General features: G+C 75.0%; 15 protein-coding genes. 7 read left to right on the top strand and 8 right to left on the bottom strand.

Translation table 11 applies throughout. The features are described 5' to 3' along the window. The first annotated feature begins 5 nt into the window (after positions 1–5). Genes AC5L34_RS25980 through AC5L34_RS25960 form a run of 5 tightly spaced genes read left to right on the top strand, consistent with a single transcriptional unit; the run spans position 6 to position 5,109 of the window. Complete coding sequence (locus AC5L34_RS25980; protein WP_441177731.1) at positions 6–953, top strand: STM4015 family protein; 948 nt, start codon at positions 6–8, stop codon at positions 951–953. A 1-nt stretch (position 954) separates the two neighbouring features. Continuing rightward, on the top strand, positions 955–2,076 hold the full coding sequence (locus AC5L34_RS25975; RefSeq protein WP_441177730.1) for an STM4014 family protein: 1,122 nt from the start codon (positions 955–957) through the stop codon (positions 2,074–2,076). After that, a complete protein-coding gene (locus AC5L34_RS25970) occupies positions 2,064–2,867 on the top strand; it encodes an STM4013/SEN3800 family hydrolase (RefSeq protein WP_441177729.1) in 804 nt (267 codons plus the stop codon). The genes AC5L34_RS25975 and AC5L34_RS25970 overlap by 13 nt, the downstream gene beginning before the upstream one ends. After that, the gene (locus AC5L34_RS25965) at positions 2,864–4,186 is read left to right on the top strand and encodes an STM4012 family radical SAM protein (RefSeq protein ID WP_494827370.1); all 1,323 of its coding nucleotides are present in this window, start codon (positions 2,864–2,866) and stop codon (positions 4,184–4,186) included. Before AC5L34_RS25970 ends, AC5L34_RS25965 begins: the two co-directional genes overlap by 4 nt. After that, the gene (locus AC5L34_RS25960) at positions 4,183–5,109 is read left to right on the top strand and encodes an STM4011 family radical SAM protein (RefSeq protein WP_494827368.1); all 927 of its coding nucleotides are present in this window, start codon (positions 4,183–4,185) and stop codon (positions 5,107–5,109) included. The genes AC5L34_RS25965 and AC5L34_RS25960 overlap by 4 nt, the downstream gene beginning before the upstream one ends. An 87-nt stretch (positions 5,110–5,196) precedes the next feature. Here AC5L34_RS25960 and AC5L34_RS25955 read toward each other — a convergent pair whose 3' ends face one another. The 3 genes from AC5L34_RS25955 to AC5L34_RS25945 form a co-directional block, all read right to left on the bottom strand. After that, positions 5,197–6,789 carry an MDR family MFS transporter gene (locus tag AC5L34_RS25955; protein ID WP_441177726.1) on the bottom strand — a complete coding sequence of 531 codons (1,593 nt, stop codon included), beginning with the start codon at positions 6,787–6,789 and terminating at the stop codon, positions 5,197–5,199. 69 nt (positions 6,790–6,858) lie between these two features. Beyond that, positions 6,859–7,479, bottom strand: a complete 621-nt coding sequence (locus AC5L34_RS25950; RefSeq protein ID WP_441177725.1) for an acyl-CoA-like ligand-binding transcription factor — start codon at positions 7,477–7,479, stop codon at positions 6,859–6,861. 109 nt (positions 7,480–7,588) lie between these two features. Continuing rightward, positions 7,589–8,851 carry an ROK family transcriptional regulator gene (locus AC5L34_RS25945; RefSeq protein ID WP_441177724.1) on the bottom strand — a complete coding sequence of 421 codons (1,263 nt, stop codon included), beginning with the start codon at positions 8,849–8,851 and terminating at the stop codon, positions 7,589–7,591. 212 nt (positions 8,852–9,063) lie between these two features. On the opposite strand from AC5L34_RS25945, the gene AC5L34_RS25940 reads away from it, so the two are divergent. Beyond that, positions 9,064–9,993, top strand: coding sequence for a diacylglycerol/lipid kinase family protein (locus tag AC5L34_RS25940; protein ID WP_441177723.1), 930 nt, complete (start codon positions 9,064–9,066; stop codon positions 9,991–9,993). Positions 9,994–10,083: 90 nt separating this feature from the next. On the opposite strand, the gene AC5L34_RS25935 is transcribed toward AC5L34_RS25940, so the two are convergent. Next, positions 10,084–11,256, bottom strand: a complete 1,173-nt coding sequence (locus AC5L34_RS25935) for a trans-sulfuration enzyme family protein (RefSeq protein ID WP_494827365.1) — start codon at positions 11,254–11,256, stop codon at positions 10,084–10,086. Between the two features lie 212 nt (positions 11,257–11,468). On the opposite strand from AC5L34_RS25935, the gene AC5L34_RS25930 reads away from it, so the two are divergent. Next, the gene (locus AC5L34_RS25930; RefSeq protein WP_441177721.1) at positions 11,469–11,609 is read left to right on the top strand and encodes a hypothetical protein; all 141 of its coding nucleotides are present in this window, start codon (positions 11,469–11,471) and stop codon (positions 11,607–11,609) included. Positions 11,610–11,748: 139 nt separating this feature from the next. Here the strand turns inward: AC5L34_RS25930 and AC5L34_RS25925 are convergent, their stop codons facing one another. The 4 genes from AC5L34_RS25925 to AC5L34_RS25910 all read right to left on the bottom strand — a co-directional run bounded on the left by AC5L34_RS25925 (position 11,749) and on the right by AC5L34_RS25910 (position 15,763). After that, positions 11,749–12,552 (bottom strand): SGNH/GDSL hydrolase family protein, encoded by an 804-nt coding sequence (locus AC5L34_RS25925; protein ID WP_441177720.1) that lies wholly within the window; start codon positions 12,550–12,552, stop codon positions 11,749–11,751. 228 nt (positions 12,553–12,780) lie between these two features. Continuing rightward, positions 12,781–13,959 carry a class I SAM-dependent methyltransferase gene (locus AC5L34_RS25920; protein ID WP_441177719.1) on the bottom strand — a complete coding sequence of 393 codons (1,179 nt, stop codon included), beginning with the start codon at positions 13,957–13,959 and terminating at the stop codon, positions 12,781–12,783. Between the two features lie 34 nt (positions 13,960–13,993). Further along, positions 13,994–14,800 (bottom strand): thioesterase II family protein, encoded by an 807-nt coding sequence (locus AC5L34_RS25915; RefSeq protein ID WP_441177718.1) that lies wholly within the window; start codon positions 14,798–14,800, stop codon positions 13,994–13,996. Between the two features lie 27 nt (positions 14,801–14,827). After that, positions 14,828–15,763: a TauD/TfdA family dioxygenase gene (locus tag AC5L34_RS25910; protein WP_441177716.1), complete on the bottom strand. Its 936-nt coding sequence runs from the start codon at positions 15,761–15,763 to the stop codon at positions 14,828–14,830. Positions 15,764–15,809 lie beyond the last annotated feature (46 nt).

Here is a 15,809-nt window from a genome sequence, read left to right as displayed (position 1 = left end):
CGCCGGTGACCTTCTTCTCGCACGCCGAGCGGTTCGCCGGTCGCCCGGTCGTCGACGTACCCCTCGACGGGCCGCTGCCGGCGGTCGACGCCCCGGTGTCCTGGCGGCTCTCCGACCCCGGGTGGGACCAACGCACCGACGACGCGCTCTCGGAGCCGTTCCGGGCGGCCTTCGACCGGTTCGTCGCGCAGGCCGGCGCCCGCGTGCAGTCCCTGGTCGTCGGCCCCTGGGGCTACGCGGCGTTCAACCCGGCCCCGATCGCGCAGCTCTGCGCGGCAGCACCCCGCCTGCCCGCCCTGCGGGCGCTCTTCCTCGGTGACATCACCGTCGAGGAGTGCGAGGTCTCCTGGATGAAGGTGGGCGACGTCAGCGAGCTGCTGACGGCGTACCCGGCGCTGGAGGTGCTGCGGGTGCGCGGCGGCGCCGACTTCAGCTTCTCCCCCGTACGGCACGCGCGGCTGCGCGAGCTGGCGGTGGAGAGCGGCGGGCTGCCCCGGGCGTTCGTCGGCGCGGTGCTCGACTCCGACCTGCCGGCGCTGACCGACCTGGAGCTGTGGCTCGGCACCTCCGACTACGGCGGCGACGCGCAGGTCACCGACCTAGCCCCGCTGCTGGCCGGGGAACGGTTCCCGCAACTGCGCCGGCTCGGCCTGTGCAACTCGGAGATCGCCGACGACCTCGCCCGGGCCCTGGCGTCGGCGCCGGTGGTGCCCCGGCTGCAACGGCTGGACCTGTCGATGGGCACGCTCGGCGACGAGGGCGCGGCGGCCCTCCTGGCCGGGCAGCCGCTGACCCACCTGGCGGAGCTGGACCTGTCCCACCACTACCTGGCGGAGGAGACCGCCGCGTCGCTGGTCGCCGCGCTGCCGGGCGTCGCGGTGGACGTGTCCGACCCGCAGGAGGCCGACGAGTACGACGGCGAGAGCTACCGCTACACGGCGGTGTCGGAATGACATGCGCCTGACCGTCGTCGGCAACCCCGGCAACCGCCGGGTCGACCTGTTCACCCGGGCGGTCCTCGCCGCCGGCCTGCCCCGGCCGCAGGTGCTGCCGTGGGCCGACGTGCTGACCGGCGCGGCGCCGCCCGAGGCCGGCGCGGTGGTGCGGGTCGACTCGCCCGGGGAGGACGCCGAGGTGGACCGGCTGCTGCGCCGGTCCGCCTCGCCGGCGCGGCACGGCGAGCTGATCGGCCTGGCCGACACGTACGCCGGGCTGCTGCGGGGCCTGGACCGGGTCGCCGCCGGCGGCGCGGAACTGCTCAACGATCCGGCGGACGTCGCGGTGCTGTGCGACAAGCGGCGCTGCCACGCCCGGCTGTCGGCCGCCGGGGTGCCGGTGCCGGCCGCGCTGCCCCCGGTGCACGGGTGGGCGCAGCTGCGGTCGGCGATGGCGGCGGCCCGCTGGAGCCGCGTGTTCGTCAAGCCCGCACACGGCTCGTCGGCCGCCGGGGTCGTCGCGCTGGCCGTGGCCAGCGGGCGGGTGCAGGCGGTCACCACGATCGAGGCGACCCCGGACGGGCTGTTCAACTCGCTGCGCCCGCGCCGATACACCGACGAGGCCGAGGTCGCCGCCATCGTCGACCGGATCGCCGCCGACGGCCTGCACGTGGAGCGGTGGCTGCCCAAGGCGGGGCTCGGCGACCGGGTGGTCGACCTGCGGGTGGTGACGGTCGCGGGGCGGCCCACCCACGCCGTCGTGCGCGCCGCCCGGGGGCCGCTGACCAACCTGCATCTGGGCAACGCGCGCGGGGACCTCGCCGAGCTGCGCGCGGCGGCCGGGCCCGCGGCGTGGGCGGCGGCGATGGAGACGTGCGAGCGGGTGGCCGGGTGTTTCCCCCGCACCCTCCAGGTCGGCATCGACCTGATGTTCCTGCTCGGCTGGCGGCGCCACGCGGTGGCCGAGGTCAACGCCTTCGGCGACCTGCTGCCGGGGGTGCTCACCGACGGCCGGGACACGTACGCCGAGCAGGTGCGCGCCCTGACCGACGGCCGGTGGACGCGCTGGCGGTCGGCCTCGGGGCGGGAGCCGACGCACGTCGGCGCGGCCGGGCGGGAGGTGTTCGCGTGCGCAGTCTGATCGGCAGCCACGACCTGCTCCTGCTCACCCTCGACACGCTGCGCCACGACGTCGCCGCCGACCTGGCCGCGCGCGGGCGCACGCCGCACCTGGCGCGGGCCCTGCCCGGCGGGCGGTGGGAGCGCCGGCACTCCCCCGCCAGCTTCACCTACGCCGCGCACCACGCGTTCTTCGCCGGTTTCCTGCCCACCCCGGTCACCCCGGGCCGGCACGAGCGGCTGTACGCGGCGGCGTTCCCCGGGAGCGAGACGGCCGGCGCCGACACCTGGGTGTTCGACGCCCCCGACCTGCCCACGGCGCTCGCCGGCGTCGGCTACCACACGCTCTGCCTGGGCGGCGTCGGGTTCTTCAACCGGCGCAGCCCGCTCGGGGCGGTGCTGCCGGGCCTGTTCGCCGAGGCGCACTGGGAGCCCGGCTTCGGGGTCACCTCCCCCACCTGCCTGGACGCCCAACTCGACCGGCTGGCCGAGGTGCTGCCGCGCGTGCCGGCGCGACAGCCGCTGTTCACGTTCCTCAACGTCGCCGCCCTGCACCAGCCCAACCGGCACCACCTGCCCGGCGCGCAGGTCGACGACCTGGCCAGCCACGCCGCCGCCCTGGAGTACGTCGACGGCCGGATCGACCGGCTCTTCGCCCTGCTCACCGGGCGGGGCCGGCCGGTGTTCGCGATCGTCTGCTCCGACCACGGCACCGCGTACGGCGAGGACGGCCACACCGGCCACCGGATCGGCCACGACGTGGTGTGGACGGTCCCGTACGCCCACTTCGTCCTGCGACCGGGGGAATGGTGACCAGCACCGACACGGGCCTCGACGGCTCGCCGTACCAGCAGTACCTGTACGCGTACCCGCACAAGACCTCCTACCGGCCGCTGCGCCCGCGCCCGCTGCTGTCGGACGTGTGGCGGGCCGAGGCGCGCGAGGCGCTCTTCCTCTACGTGCACCTGCCGTTCTGCGAGATGCGCTGCGGGTTCTGCAACCTGTTCACCCGCGCCAACGCGCCCGCCGAGCAGGTGACGGCGTACCTGCGGCAGCTTCGCCGGCAGGCCGGCCGGGTCGCCGACGCGCTGGGCGACGACGCCGGCTACGCCCGCGCGGCGCTCGGCGGTGGCACCCCCACCTACCTGACCGCCGACGAGCTGACCGAGCTGTTCGCCGTCGCCACCGCGATGGGGGCCCGGCTGCCGGGCGTACCGCTGTCGGCGGAGACGTCGCCGGCGACCGCGACGCCGGAGCGGCTCGCGGTGCTCGCCGCGCACGGCACCACCCGGGTGAGCATCGGCGTGCAGAGCTTCCTCGACGCCGAGGCCCGGGCCGCCGGCCGCCCGCAGCGGCGCGCGGAGGTGGAGGCGGCCCTGGCCGCGATCCGCGACGCCCGCATCCCCGTGCTCAACATCGACCTGATCTACGGCATCGACGGGCAGAGCGCCGACACCTGGCGGCAGAGCCTCGACGCGGCCCTGGCGTGGCGCCCGGAGGAGCTGTACCTCTACCCGCTGTACGTGCGCCCGTTGACCGGGCTCGGGCGGCGGGCGCACGCCCGGGCGGACTGGGACGCCCAGCGCCTCGCCCTCTACGAGCAGGCCGTGGCGACGCTCGGCGCGGCCGGCTACCGGCAGGAGTCGATGCGCCAGTTCCGCCGGGCCGACGCGCCCGCCCCCGACGGGCCGGACTACTGCTGCCAGGACGACGGTATGGTGGGCCTGGGCTGCGGCGCCCGCTCCTACACCACGTCCCTGCACTACTCGTTCGACTACGCGGTCGGGGTGTCGCAGGTCCGCGCGGTGCTCGACGACTACCTGGCCCGCCCGGCCGACGACTTCCGCTTCGCCGAGTTCGGGTTCGCCCTCGACGGCGCGGAGCAGCGCCGCCGGTGGCTGCTCAAGTCGCTGCTGCGCGCCGAGGGGGTCGACGCGGCGGCCTACCGGGCCCGTTTCGGCGCGCTTCCAAGCGACGACTTCCCCGAGCTGGGCCGGCTAGTCGAGCGGGGGTGGGCCGGCGACGGCGGGCTGCGGCTGACGCCGGCCGGGCTGGCCCGCTCCGACGCGATCGGCCCGTGGCTGACCTCGGCCCGGGTCCGCGACGCGATGACCGGGTACGTGCCGAGGTGAACCTCGCGATCCTCTACCGGGGGCCCCTGGCGAGCTGCAACTACGACTGCCCGTACTGCCCGTTCGCCAAGCGGCGGGACCCGCCGGAGCTGCTGCGCGCCGACCGGGCGGCGCTCGCCCGGTTCGCCGGCTGGGTGGCGGCCACCGTCGACGTACGGCTGTCAGTGCTGTTCACCCCGTGGGGCGAGGGGCTGACCCGCAGCTGGTACCGCGACGCGATGGTGTCGCTGTCGCACCTGCCGCACGTCGAGCGGGTGGTCATCCAGACGAACCTCGCCGCCCGGGTGGACTGGCTGGCCGACGCGGACCCGCGCGCCGTCGCCCTGTGGAGCACCTACCACCCCGGCCAGGTCGACCGGGACCGCTTCCTGAGCCGGTGCGCCCGGCTGACCGAGCTGGGCGTGCGCTACTCGGTGGGGGTGGTCGGCCTGCCGGAGCACCTCGCCGAGGCGCGGGCGCTGCGGGCCGCCCTGCCCGCCGAGGTCTACCTGTGGGTCAACGCCGCCGAGGGCCGGCGCTACGACGCCGCCGAGGAGGCGACGTGGACGGAGCTGGATCCGCTGTTCGGCTACAGCGTGCGCCCGCACGTGTCGCTCGACCGGCCGTGCCACGCGGGCGAGACGGCGATCTCGGTGCGCGGCGACGGCACGGTGCGCCGCTGCCACTTCATCGACGAGCCGATCGGCAACCTCTACGACGGGTCGTGGCGGGCGGCCCTGCGGCCTCGGCCGTGCGGCAACGCGGTCTGCGACTGCCACATCGGGTACGTCCACCTCAAGCCGCTCGGCCTGCGCGACGTCTTCGCCGGCGGGGTGCTGGAGCGCATCCCGGCGGCCTGGCCGCCCGTACGCCGGCCGGTGCCGCTCGCCGCGCCGGACCGCCGGCCGCCGGCGGTCCCCGCGCCGGCATCACCGCCGGCCTGACAGCGGTCGGCGGGGCGGGGAACGGATCGACGGGCGGGCAGGGGTGGGGGCGGCCCGGCGCGGCCGGACCGCCCCCGATCGGGTGGCTCAGTGCGCGCCGGGTACGGCGGCGGCCGCCTCCTCCCGGGCCCGCCGCTCATCACCACTGAGGGTGTGCAGCGGCTTCTCCCGGATGAACAGCACCACCAGCAGGGCCAGCACCGCGAAGGGGGTGGCCACGAGGAACAGCTCGCCGGTGGCGGTCCCGTACACGTCCTGGATGATCCTCAGCACCGGCTCGGGCAGAGCGGACAGGTCGGGCACCTCGGTGGAGCCCTCCCCGCCCGGGGCGCCGCCGGCCAGCGGGCCGAGCTTCTCCGCGCTCAGCGTGGCGACCCGGTTCGCCAGCACCGCGCCGAGCGCGCTGACGCCGATCGTGCCGCCCATGCTGCGGAAGAAGGTCAGCACGGAGGTGGCCGCGCCCAACTCGTGCGCCGGCACGTCGTTCTGCGCCGCGAGCACCAGGTTCTGCATGAGCATGCCGACGCCGATGCCGAGCACCGCCATGTAGACGCTGAGCAGCACGACGCTGGTCCCGGCGTCGATGGTGGCCAGCAGCAGCATGCCGACGACCATCACGGCGGCACCGGTCACCAGGTAACGCTTCCAGCGGCCGTACTTGGTGATGAGCTGGCCGGCCACCGTCGACGAGACCAGCAGGCCCAGGATCATCGGCAGGCTCATCAGCCCCGCCACCGTCGGCGACTTGCCCAGCGAGAGCTGGAAGTACTGGGACAGGAACACGGTGCCGCCGAACATCGCCACGCCGACCAGGATGCTGGCGACGGTGGTCAGCGAGACCGTCCGGTTGCGGAAGATCTCCAGCGGCACGATCGGCTCCGCCGCGCGCGACTCCACCCAGACGGCCAGCGCCAGCAGGGCGAGGCCGCCGCCGACCATGAGCGCCGTCCAGCCCGAGGCCCAGGCGAACTTGTTGCCGGCCAGCGACGACCAGACCAGCACGGTGGAGACCCCGGAGGTGATGAGCAGCGCGCCGAGCCAGTCGATCTTCACCTTGCGGCGGGTCACCGGCAGGTGCAGGGTGCGCTGGAGCAGGACGATCGAGAGCAGCGAGAACGGGACGCCGATCAGGAAGCACCAGCGCCAGCCGAGCCAGGAGGTGTCCACCAGCACGCCGCCGATCAGCGGGCCGGCGATGGTGCCGACGCCGAACACGGCACCGAAGATGCCGGCGTAGCGGCCCAGCTCGCGGGGCGGGATCATGGCCGCCATCACGATGGTGGCCAGGGCGGTCATGCCGCCGGCGCCGATGCCCTGCACGACCCGGCTGGCCAGCAGCACCTCGACGTTCGGGGTCAGGCCGGCGATCAGCGAGCCGATCACGAAGAGGCCGAGGGAGAGCTGGATCAGCAGCTTCTTGCTGTAGAGGTCGGCCATCTTGCCCCACAGCGGCACGGTCGCCGTCATGGCCAGCAGTTCGGTGGTGACGATCCAGGTGTAGACGGTCTGGGTGCCGTTGAGGTCGGCGATGATGCGCGGCAGCGCGTTCGCCACGACCGTGGAGGCGAGGATCGACACGAACATGCCGACCATCAGGCCGGAGAGTGCCTGGAGCACCTCGCGGCGGGACATGCGGCCGGCGCCGACCTTGGTGGTCTCGGCGGGCACGGTGGCGGTCATCGGACTTCCTTACCGGGTACGGGTTTCACGGCCTCCCGGGCACCTTCCCGGAAGGGGCTTGCGGGCGGGTCAGGGCCGATCGGGTTGCGGCAGCCCCGCGGCGAGGGCGGCGAAGGCCTCGTCGACGAGGTCGGCCAGATCCGGCCGGTCGGGGTGGGCGGCCCAGCGGGTCATCGCGATGCGCAGCACGGCGCCCGTCACGGCGGTGACCAGCGCGGGGTAGCCGTGGTCGGGGTCGACGCCGACCCGCGCCGCGACGACCTCGACGATGGCCCGCTCCGTCTCGGCGTTGCCGGCCACCAGGCGCGGCAACAGCGCGGGGTTGCGCGCCACCACGTCCATCCGCAGGCACCACAGCTCGCGTTCGGCGCGCACCTCGTCGATGACGTCGTCGAGGGCGGTGCGCAGCGCGGTCAGCACGGGCACCTCGGGCGGCACGGCGGCCAGCCGGGCCACCAGGCGGGCGGCGTCGCCCGCCTGGTCACCTACCAGGGCGTCGTCCTTGCAGGCGAAGTAGTTGAAGAACGTACGCGGGGAGACGTCGGCCGCCTCGCTGATCTCCTCCACCGTCACCTGGGCCAGCCCGCGCTCGGCCACCAGGCGCAGCGCCGCCTCGGTCAGCGCGGCCCGGGTCCGGCGCTTCTTGCGGTCGCGCCGTCCGGGAGTGGGCTCAGTGCCGGCAGAAGTCACGCGAGGACACTACAAGCGATCTTGCAGAACCTGCAATGTTTTATGAAGTGAAGTGATGTGGCCCATCCCGGCGGCACCGGCCCTGGTCACCGGGCACCGCGCGCGGCCGTCACGGCGTCCCCGACGCCGGTCGTCGACCGGGAGGCTCCGCCCGCCCGGCGACCCGCCGGTCCACCGGCCGGAGGCCGCCGGCCGTGAGCAGCCGGGCGATCGGGAGCGTCGCCGCGCCGAGCGCCACCGCGTCGACACCCAGCAGACCCAGCTCGATCGAGGCCTGCTCGTACGGCTGGCGCAGCGCCTGGCGGCCGGCGGCCTCCCGGACGGCCGGCAGCAGGTCGCCCAGGGCCATGCCCGCCCAGCCCCCGAGCACGACCCGTTCCGGATTGAACAGGTTGATCAGGTTGGCCACCCCGGCGCCGAGGTACTCCGCCGTCTCGGTCAGCACGCGCCGGGCGGCGGCCGAGTCGTCGGCGGCGTCGATGAGGGCCGCCAGCTGGGACTCCTCGTCCCCGCCCGGGACCGGGCGACCACCCCGGGCCTCCCGGTAACGGTCGAGGACGGCCGACGCGCCGACGTACGCCTCCAGGCAGCCGCGGGCCCCGCAGCGGCAGGGCCGCCCGCCGTAGAGCAGGGTGGTGTGCCCCCACTCCCCCGCGCTGCTGGAGGCGCCCCGGTACGTCACCCCGTCGGTCACCACCGCGGCGCCGACCCCGGAACCGACCAGCGCGAAGACGGCGTGCCGGGCCCCCCGGCCGGCGCCGAACCACATCTCCGCCTGCCCGAGCGTCTTGGCCCCGTTGTCGATGTGCAGCGGCAGGTCGGTGCCCGCCGCGATCAGCCGCTCCAGCGGCACCCGGTCCCAGCCGAGCGACTGGGCGTGCACCACGGCCTCCCGGCCCTGCTCGACCACCCCGGACACGCCGATGCCGGCGCCGAGCACCTCGTCGGCGGCCACCCCGGCCCGGGCGGTGACCGCGTCGATCCCGGCCAGCACGTGCCCGGCCACCTCCGCCGGTTCCGTCCGCCGCGACGCGAGCGGGTACGCGACGCCGGCGAGCGGGGTCATGGCGAAGTCGAACAGCTCCACCCGGACCCGGGTCTCCCCGACGTCCACCCCGACGACGAACGCGAAGCGCGGCGCGACCCGCAGCATCATGCCGGGCCGGCCGCCGTCGGACCCGACGGCGCCCGCCTCGACGACGAGCCCCTCGTCGATCAGGTCGCCGACCACGTTGCTCACCGCCGGCTGGCTCAACCCGGTGCCGCGGACCAGGTCCTGCCGGGTGAGCGGGCCGTCCAGGAGGACCTTGGACAGCAGGGCGGACCGGTTGCGCATCCGGACGCCCCGGTTGGTCGCGCGCGCCAGCTCCACCTGCCACCCCGATCCGCTCGGCCGCCCGGTGCGACTGTACGACCCCGCCCCCGGCCAACCACCCCGACGACCACGTGTGGTCAGGCCGTCGACCGGCGCCGGCCCCACCGGCGGGCACGGTCCACCGGCCCGCCCGGGTGCCCCACGTCGACGGTCCGCCGGCAGTTGCTGGCGTCGTGTCGGCGCCCGGGATGCCGATAGGGTCGGGGCCCATGCGGACGAAGCAGGAACTGGGCGCGGCCATCCGGCGGGACCGGCGGGCCGCCCTCGTCGTCAACGCCCACTCCCGCCGGGGCCGCCAACTGCACGAGCAGGCCCGGGCGCGGTTGACGGCGGCCGGCTTCCACCTGCTCGGCGACCACCCCGTCGAGCAGCCCGGCCAGCTCGAACGCGCCCTCGCCGCGGCCGTCGACCTCGGGCCGGACCTGCTGGTGGCCGGCGGCGGGGACGGCACCCTCAGCACCGCCGCGCGGCTGCTCGCCCACCGCGACATGGCGCTCGGCCTGCTGCCGCTGGGCACCACCAACAACTTCGCGCGCACCGTCGGCGTGCCGCTGGAACTCGACCGTGCCGTCGACGTGCTGGCCGACGGCACGGTGATCGACGTCGACCTCGGCCTCGCCGGCGACATGCGGTTCACCAACCACGTCGGCGTCGGCCTCTCCGCCGACATCATGCTCCGCACGCCGCCGCGCCTGAAGCGGGTCATCGGGCGGCTGGCGTACCCGCTCACCGCCCTGGCGCTGCTGGCCCGGCACCGCGCGCTGCGCGTCACCGTGCGCGCCGGGGACGCCCGGCACGAGTTCGTCACCCACCAGGTGTACGTGGCCAACGGCGGCTTCCACGCCGGGCGCCCGATCGCCGCCGACGCCGACGCCGACGACCGGCTGCTGGTCGCGTACCCGGTCGGCGGCGCGGACCGGCGTGGCCTGGTGCGCGACACCGCCCGCAACGCGGCGACCGGGCACCGGCGCTCCGTCGGCGACGAGCCGTTCCTCGCCGTCGGTGAGTTGTGGCTGGAGACCGACCGGCCGGCGCGCGTCGAGGTCGACGGCGAGCTGTGCGGCCGTACGCCCATCCGCATCGGCCTGGACGCCAACGCGCTGCGCGTGATGGCGCCGGCCGGCAGCCCGGACCGCTGAGCGACGCGGCCGGCCGGGGCCGCCCCGGCTGGACCGCGCCCGCACGCCGCGCGCCACCCCGGCCGGCGCGCCACGGCGGCCGGGCGCGCGCTACCGCAGCCGGTCCGCCGCGTCGAGGGCCGCCAGGAAGTCGGCGACGAGGTCCGCGGTGTCCTCGATGCCGGTGGAGACCCGCACGAGGCCCTCGGCGATGCCGGCGGCGGCCAACTGCTCGGCGTCCACGATCCCGGCCCACATCGAGCGCGGGTGCACCACGAGGGTGCTGACGCTGCCCAGGCTGGCCGCCCGCTTGGCCAGGCGGAGCCCGTCGAGCAGCGCCGCCGCCCGCCCGTCGCGCAACTCCACACCGAGCACGCCGCCGAAGCCCGTCATCTGCCGCCCGGCCAGCTCGTGCTGGGGATGCGTCGGCAGCCCCGGGTAGCGCACCCGCCGCACGGCCGGGTGGCCCTCGACCGCCCGGGCCAGGGCCAGCGCGTTGGCGTTGTGCCGCTCCACGCGCAGCGACAGCGTGCGGATGCCGCGCAGCAGCAGCCAGGCGTCGATCGGGCCGAGCGTGCTGCCGGTGACGATGGCGGTCTGCCAGACCCGGTCGACCAGGTCGGCGGAGCCGACGATCACCCCCGCGGAGAGGTCGGAGTGCCCGCCGAGGTACTTCGTCCCGCTGTGCCACACCAGGTCGGCGCCGAAGTCCGCCGGCCGCTGGTTGACCGGGGTGGCGAAGGTGTTGTCGACGGCCACCAGCGCGTCGTTGGCGTGCGCCAGCTCGATGACCGCCGCCAGGTCGGTCAGTTCGAGCAGGGGGTTGCTCGGGGTCTCCACGAGGACCAGCCGGGTCTGCGGGCGCAGCGCCCGCGCGAACGCCTCGGTGTCGGTCTGGTCCACCTGGGTGAAGGCCACCCCGAACCGGGCCAGCAGACCGGTGACCAGGGACGTCGTGCCGCCGTACGTGCTGCGCTGCACGACGACGTGGTCCCCGGCGGAGAGCAGGGCCAGGGCGATCGTGCTGATCGCGCCCATGCCGGAGGCGGTGACCATGCCCGCCTGCACGCCCTCCAGCTCGGCGACCACGGCGGCGACCTGCGCGTGGTTCGGGTTGCCGTAGCGGGTGTAGAAGCCGTGGCCCCGCGTCTCGGTGGCGAGGGCGGCGAACTGCTCGTCCGACTCGGCGCTGAAGGTGGCGCTCTGCACGATCGGCGGCGACACCGCCGCGCCGGGGTTCAACCCGTCGTCGCCGTGGACGGCGATCGTACCGGTGCCGGTCACAGGGTCTCCTCACCACGTCGTCCGGGGCGGCGACGGCGGTCCCTCGGACCGCCCGTGCTGGCGTCGACCCGCCCGTCGGGAGCGTACCCGGCACCACGACCGGCGGCTCCCGGTCCTTCACGCCGCACCGGGAAAGCGCTCATCACTCGCCCTGGTGGTCACGGCCGCACTGGCGATCGTCGGCGCCGCCGTGGCGGTCGGACCACGGGCGCGTGGGCTCCGGCTACCCGACGAACGTCCGGGTGGGCACCGTCCGGGCGCGCGGCGGCGGCCGGGGGATCTTCTGCGTCTCCGAGTCCGGCGGCGCCGCCATCGACCGGGCGGACATCGCCGACACCGGCAAAGGGTCGTAGGGTCCCGTCCCGCGTCGCGACGCGGATGGTCGGACGGGGCACGGTCGCCACGCGGGCGTCCGTGCCCCGTCCTCCCGCCCGGGCGGTCCCGGCCCCGAGGGGGGCGGGACCGGCCCCGCCCGGACGGAGAACGCGACGGTCAGCCCGCGACGGAGCGGAAGACCGGGTAGTAGCCGCCGGACTGGCCGGCCGCGGTCGGGTGGTACGAGACGCCCAGGGTGGCGAAGTTGAGGGCGTGCAGCCACTTGTCGCCGTAGCTGCACAGCTGGTGCCCGACGAACTGCGCACGCACGTCGGCGAACTTGAAGCCGGCGGCGACGGCGGCGCTGCGGGTGATGTCGTCCACCAGGTTGATGCCCTCGTTGATCTTCGCCCGCGAGGTGGCGCTCAGGCCGACGCAGACCGTGCCGAGCTGGTAGAAGACCGGGTAGCCGACGACCACCACGCGGGCGTTGGGGGCCCGGGTCTTGATGCCGTTGTAGACGTTGCGCAGCAGGCCGGGCAGCTGGGCACGGGCCTTGTCCTCGGCGGCCTGCACGGCGGCCACGCACTGGGTGGTGCCCTGGAGCACGCAGGTGGACATGATGCTGGCGAACCCGACGTCGTTGCCGCCGACCGTGACGCTGACCAGCGTGGTGGTGGAGCTGAGCGCCGAGAGCTGCGTGTTGATCACGCTGGTGGTGGTGGCACCGGAGCAGGCGACCGAGCGGTACGACGCGGGCTTGATGTTGGCCGCGTACAGCGCCGGGTAGGCGTTGGTGCTGCGCTGGCAGGAGCCGCTCTCGCTGGTGTAGCTGCCGGCGCCCACGCCCGAGGCGTACGAGTCACCGAGCGCCACGTAACGGTCGGTGGCGGCGGCCTGGGCGGGGGCTGCCATGGTGAGGCTGACGCCGAGAGCCGTGGCCAGGCTCAGGGCGAGGGAAACGAGACGGGTTCTCCGCACGTCGCACTCCGGGGGTAGAGGGATCGAGTGCGAGATTGATACCACCGAATATTTAGGAATGAAAGATCCTGCCGGAACTTTTAGGGGTGCCGGTAAAGACCTACCGGGTTTACGTGCCGACACCGGCGCCCAGCAGGGGTCGCGCAGGGCGCCACCGGGGTCCCGGCCGCGGCGGGCGGCACGGCGGACGCGACCCCGGTCAAGGGCGGGCGCGGACGGGGCGGAGCGTCAGCCGGACGCCCGGCAGGCGCCCGTGGCGGTCGCCACGAACACCGTCTGCACCTGCTCGCCGTCGGCGAGGCCGGGCACGGAGTGCGCCTGTACGTCGACGAAGCCCGCCCGGTCCAGCGCGGCCCGCCACCCCGTCACGTCGAGCAACGGCGACGCCGGCACCCTCGGCTCGTCGTCCGCGTGCCGCCACCACCCCTCGGCCAGGCCGAAGGTCAGCGTGTTGTAGTCGAGGCGGCTGGTCATCTCGTTGACCACCAGGACGCCGCCCGGCTTGAGCAGCGCGTGGCAGTGCCGCAGCGCGGCGGAGATCCGCAGCGTGGCGTGCAGGACGTTGCTGGCCAGGACCACCTGCATCGAGCCGGGCTCGAAGCCCTGGTCCTCGGGCGCACCCTCCACGTTGTAGCGGGCGAAGTCGACGTACGGTCGGTCGGCGCCGAAGCGCTGCCGCCCCAGCCGCAGGAACGCGGGCCCCACGTCGGTGTAGGAGTACCGCAGCCGCTCCGCCCGGTCCGCGAGGGCGTCCAGCACCGGCCCACTGGTGCCGCCGGTCCCCGCGCCCACCTCCATGACCTGGGCGAAGGAGCGCGGATAGCGCCGGAGGAACTGCCGGACGTGCTGCTGCACGAGCGCGGCGCAGAGCCGGTTGTGGAAGTCGAGCTGGACGTTGTCCCGGTAGATCGCGGAGACCAGCTCGGCCGAGCCGCCCGGGAAGAGCACCTCGTTCGCCGGCCGGTCACCCCGCACGACCCCTACGAGCTGCGTCTGGCAGGCGACCAGCAGGGGCACGTACCCGGCGGCCTCCGGGTGCTCCCGGCGCAACGCCGTCGCCGCCGCGTCGACCGCGTCGTCCTCGGCGAGCCCGGCCGCCTCGACGACCCGGTGCGTCACGGCGAGCCGGTCGCCCTGCCGGCGCAGCAGGTCGGCGCGTTCCAGCAGGTCCAGCAGGGCGTCACCGAGCCGCTGGTAGCCGGCCGCCACCGCCAGCCGGGCCAGGATCTCGTCCCGCCCGGCGGTGCTGCCGGCGGCGGGCAGCACGCCCGCGGCGGCCAGCCGGGCCGCCAGCAGCCGCCGCCCGAAGTCGGTCACCGCCTCGAAGGAGGTACGGAACCGCGCGTGGCGTTCCTGGTCCACGTCCACGAGCGGCTGCGGCGCCGCCTCGACGTCCGGTGCGGTCACGATGCGCCCTCCACGGTGCGTCCGGCGGTGCCGGTCAGGTCAGGTGCGCGGCCAGGGATGCCACGGCACGGGGTGCGGTCGGCCGGTCGACGAGCTGCGCGCAGAGGTCCGCGAGCAGCTCCGCGCGCGCCGGCACGAGATAGAAGTGGTCGCCGGGGAACGCCCGCAGCCGGAAGCCGCCGGTGGTCAGCTCCGCCCAGGCGGAGACCGACTCCCGGTCGCAGGCCGGGTCCCCGGTGCCGAGGTACGCGGTGATCGGCGCCGACACCGTCCGCGGCTCGCGCGGCAGGTGGTCGTGGATCAACCGCAGGTCCGCCCGAAGCGCCGGTACGACCAGTTCCCGCAGCTTCGGCGAGCGGAAGACCAGCGCGTCCACCTCGCCCAGCGCGGCGATGCGGCCGAGGAACTCCTCGTCGTCGAGGTGGTCGGGGTGCTGGTCGATGCGGGTGACGTGCGGGGCGCCGTGCCCGGAGACGAACAGGATGCTCGGCACGACGCCGAGCCGGTCCTCCAGCCGGGCGGCCACCTCGTAGGCGACCGAGGCGCCCATGCTGTGGCCGAACAGGGCGAGGGGACGGTCCAGGTACCCGGTGAGCGATTCGGTGACCCGGTCGGCGAGCACGTCCATCCGGTCGACGCACGGCTCACCGAGCCGGTCCTGCCGGCCCGGGTAGCGCACGGCGAGCAGGTCGACGGAGTCCGGCAGCCGGGCCGCCCAGGGCTGGAAGAAACCGGCGGAGCCCCCGGCGTGCGGCAGGCACACCAGCCGCAGCTCCGCGTGCGCGCCGCCCCGGAACACCCGCAGCCACGGATCGCCGCCGGACGGCTGACGCAGGGACATCTCGGGCACCATCCTCGGTCGCGCCGGTCAGTCCGACATGGCCACCAGCACCCGGCGGTCGCCCGTGTACGGGCGCCGGCCGTGCGCGGTGAGCACGTTGTCGATCAGCAGCAGGTCGCCGACCCGCCAGTCGACGTCGACCGCGGCCTCCAGGCCCCGGTCGCGGATCTGGGTGACGTACTCGTCGGGGATCGGGGAGCCGTCGGCGAAGGTCACCGACTGGGGCAGCTCGTCCGGCCCCATCACCTGCGTCATCACCCGGGCGATGTCGTCGTCCAGGCCGGCCGGGTGCCACTGGTCCGCCTGGTTGAACCACACCTCCGCCCCGGTGACCGGGTGCCGCAGCGTGGCCGGCCGGAGCTGGGTCACCCGCAGCCCGTCGGCGGTCCACTCCCACGTCGCGCCGGCGCCGGCGAGGAACTCCTCGACCTCGTCGCGGCTGTCGGTCTCGAACGTCTCCCGCCAGCTCTTGCCCAGCCCCATCCCGTCGTGCAGGTTCTGCTGGTAGCGCAGGCCGCCGGCGAAGTCCGCACGCAGCTGCGCATCCAGCGAGTCGAGCCACAGCTCGGCGTCGACGACCGGGGTGGCGCCGCCGGTCTCCGCCGCGATCTGGCAGAAGAAGAGCAGCCGGGCCGGCCACCGGGCGGCGTACGACAGTTCGTTGTGCATCGAGATGGTGTAGCGGGCCGGGTACTCGGTGGACGTGTAGACGTTGCGGCCCACCTTGGTGCGCGGCGAGTTGCCGTGCACGTACGCCAGTCGCCTCGGCAGCAGCAGGTCCATCACCGGGTCCAGGGTCTCCGGCCGCACCCCGAAGCCACGGAAGACGAGCGCCTTCTCCGCGGTGAGCACCTGCGCCAGGTCCAGCTCGCGCAGGTGGTCGACCAGGCCCTCGGCGCTCGGCGCGCAGCCGGCGCTCTCCGGGGTGATCTCCAACGGTTTCCAGCTCGCGTGCTCGTTCATTCCGGGGCTCCTCACCGTCCCAAGCCGTGCGATCCCTCCCAGGCTC

The sequence above is a fragment of the Micromonospora sp. ZG13 genome (assembly GCF_059359355.1).
Note: the sequence above shows the minus strand (reverse complement) of the source record. Positions and strands in the feature narration are given on the sequence as shown.

What these genes read in the sequence shown, in the direction of transcription:
- AC5L34_RS25975 (WP_441177730.1), top strand. Translation starts at nt 955, where the DNA reads ATGCGCCTGACCGTCGTCGGCAACCCCGGCAACCGCCGGGTCGACCTG.
- AC5L34_RS25915 (WP_441177718.1), bottom strand. Translation starts at nt 14,800, where the DNA reads ATGTCCCTGCGTCAGCCGTCCGGCGGCGATCCGTGGCTGCGGGTGTTC.
- AC5L34_RS25940 (WP_441177723.1), top strand. Translation starts at nt 9,064, where the DNA reads ATGCGGACGAAGCAGGAACTGGGCGCGGCCATCCGGCGGGACCGGCGG.
- AC5L34_RS25955 (WP_441177726.1), bottom strand. Translation starts at nt 6,789, where the DNA reads ATGACCGCCACCGTGCCCGCCGAGACCACCAAGGTCGGCGCCGGCCGC.
- AC5L34_RS25910 (WP_441177716.1), bottom strand. Translation starts at nt 15,763, where the DNA reads ATGAACGAGCACGCGAGCTGGAAACCGTTGGAGATCACCCCGGAGAGC.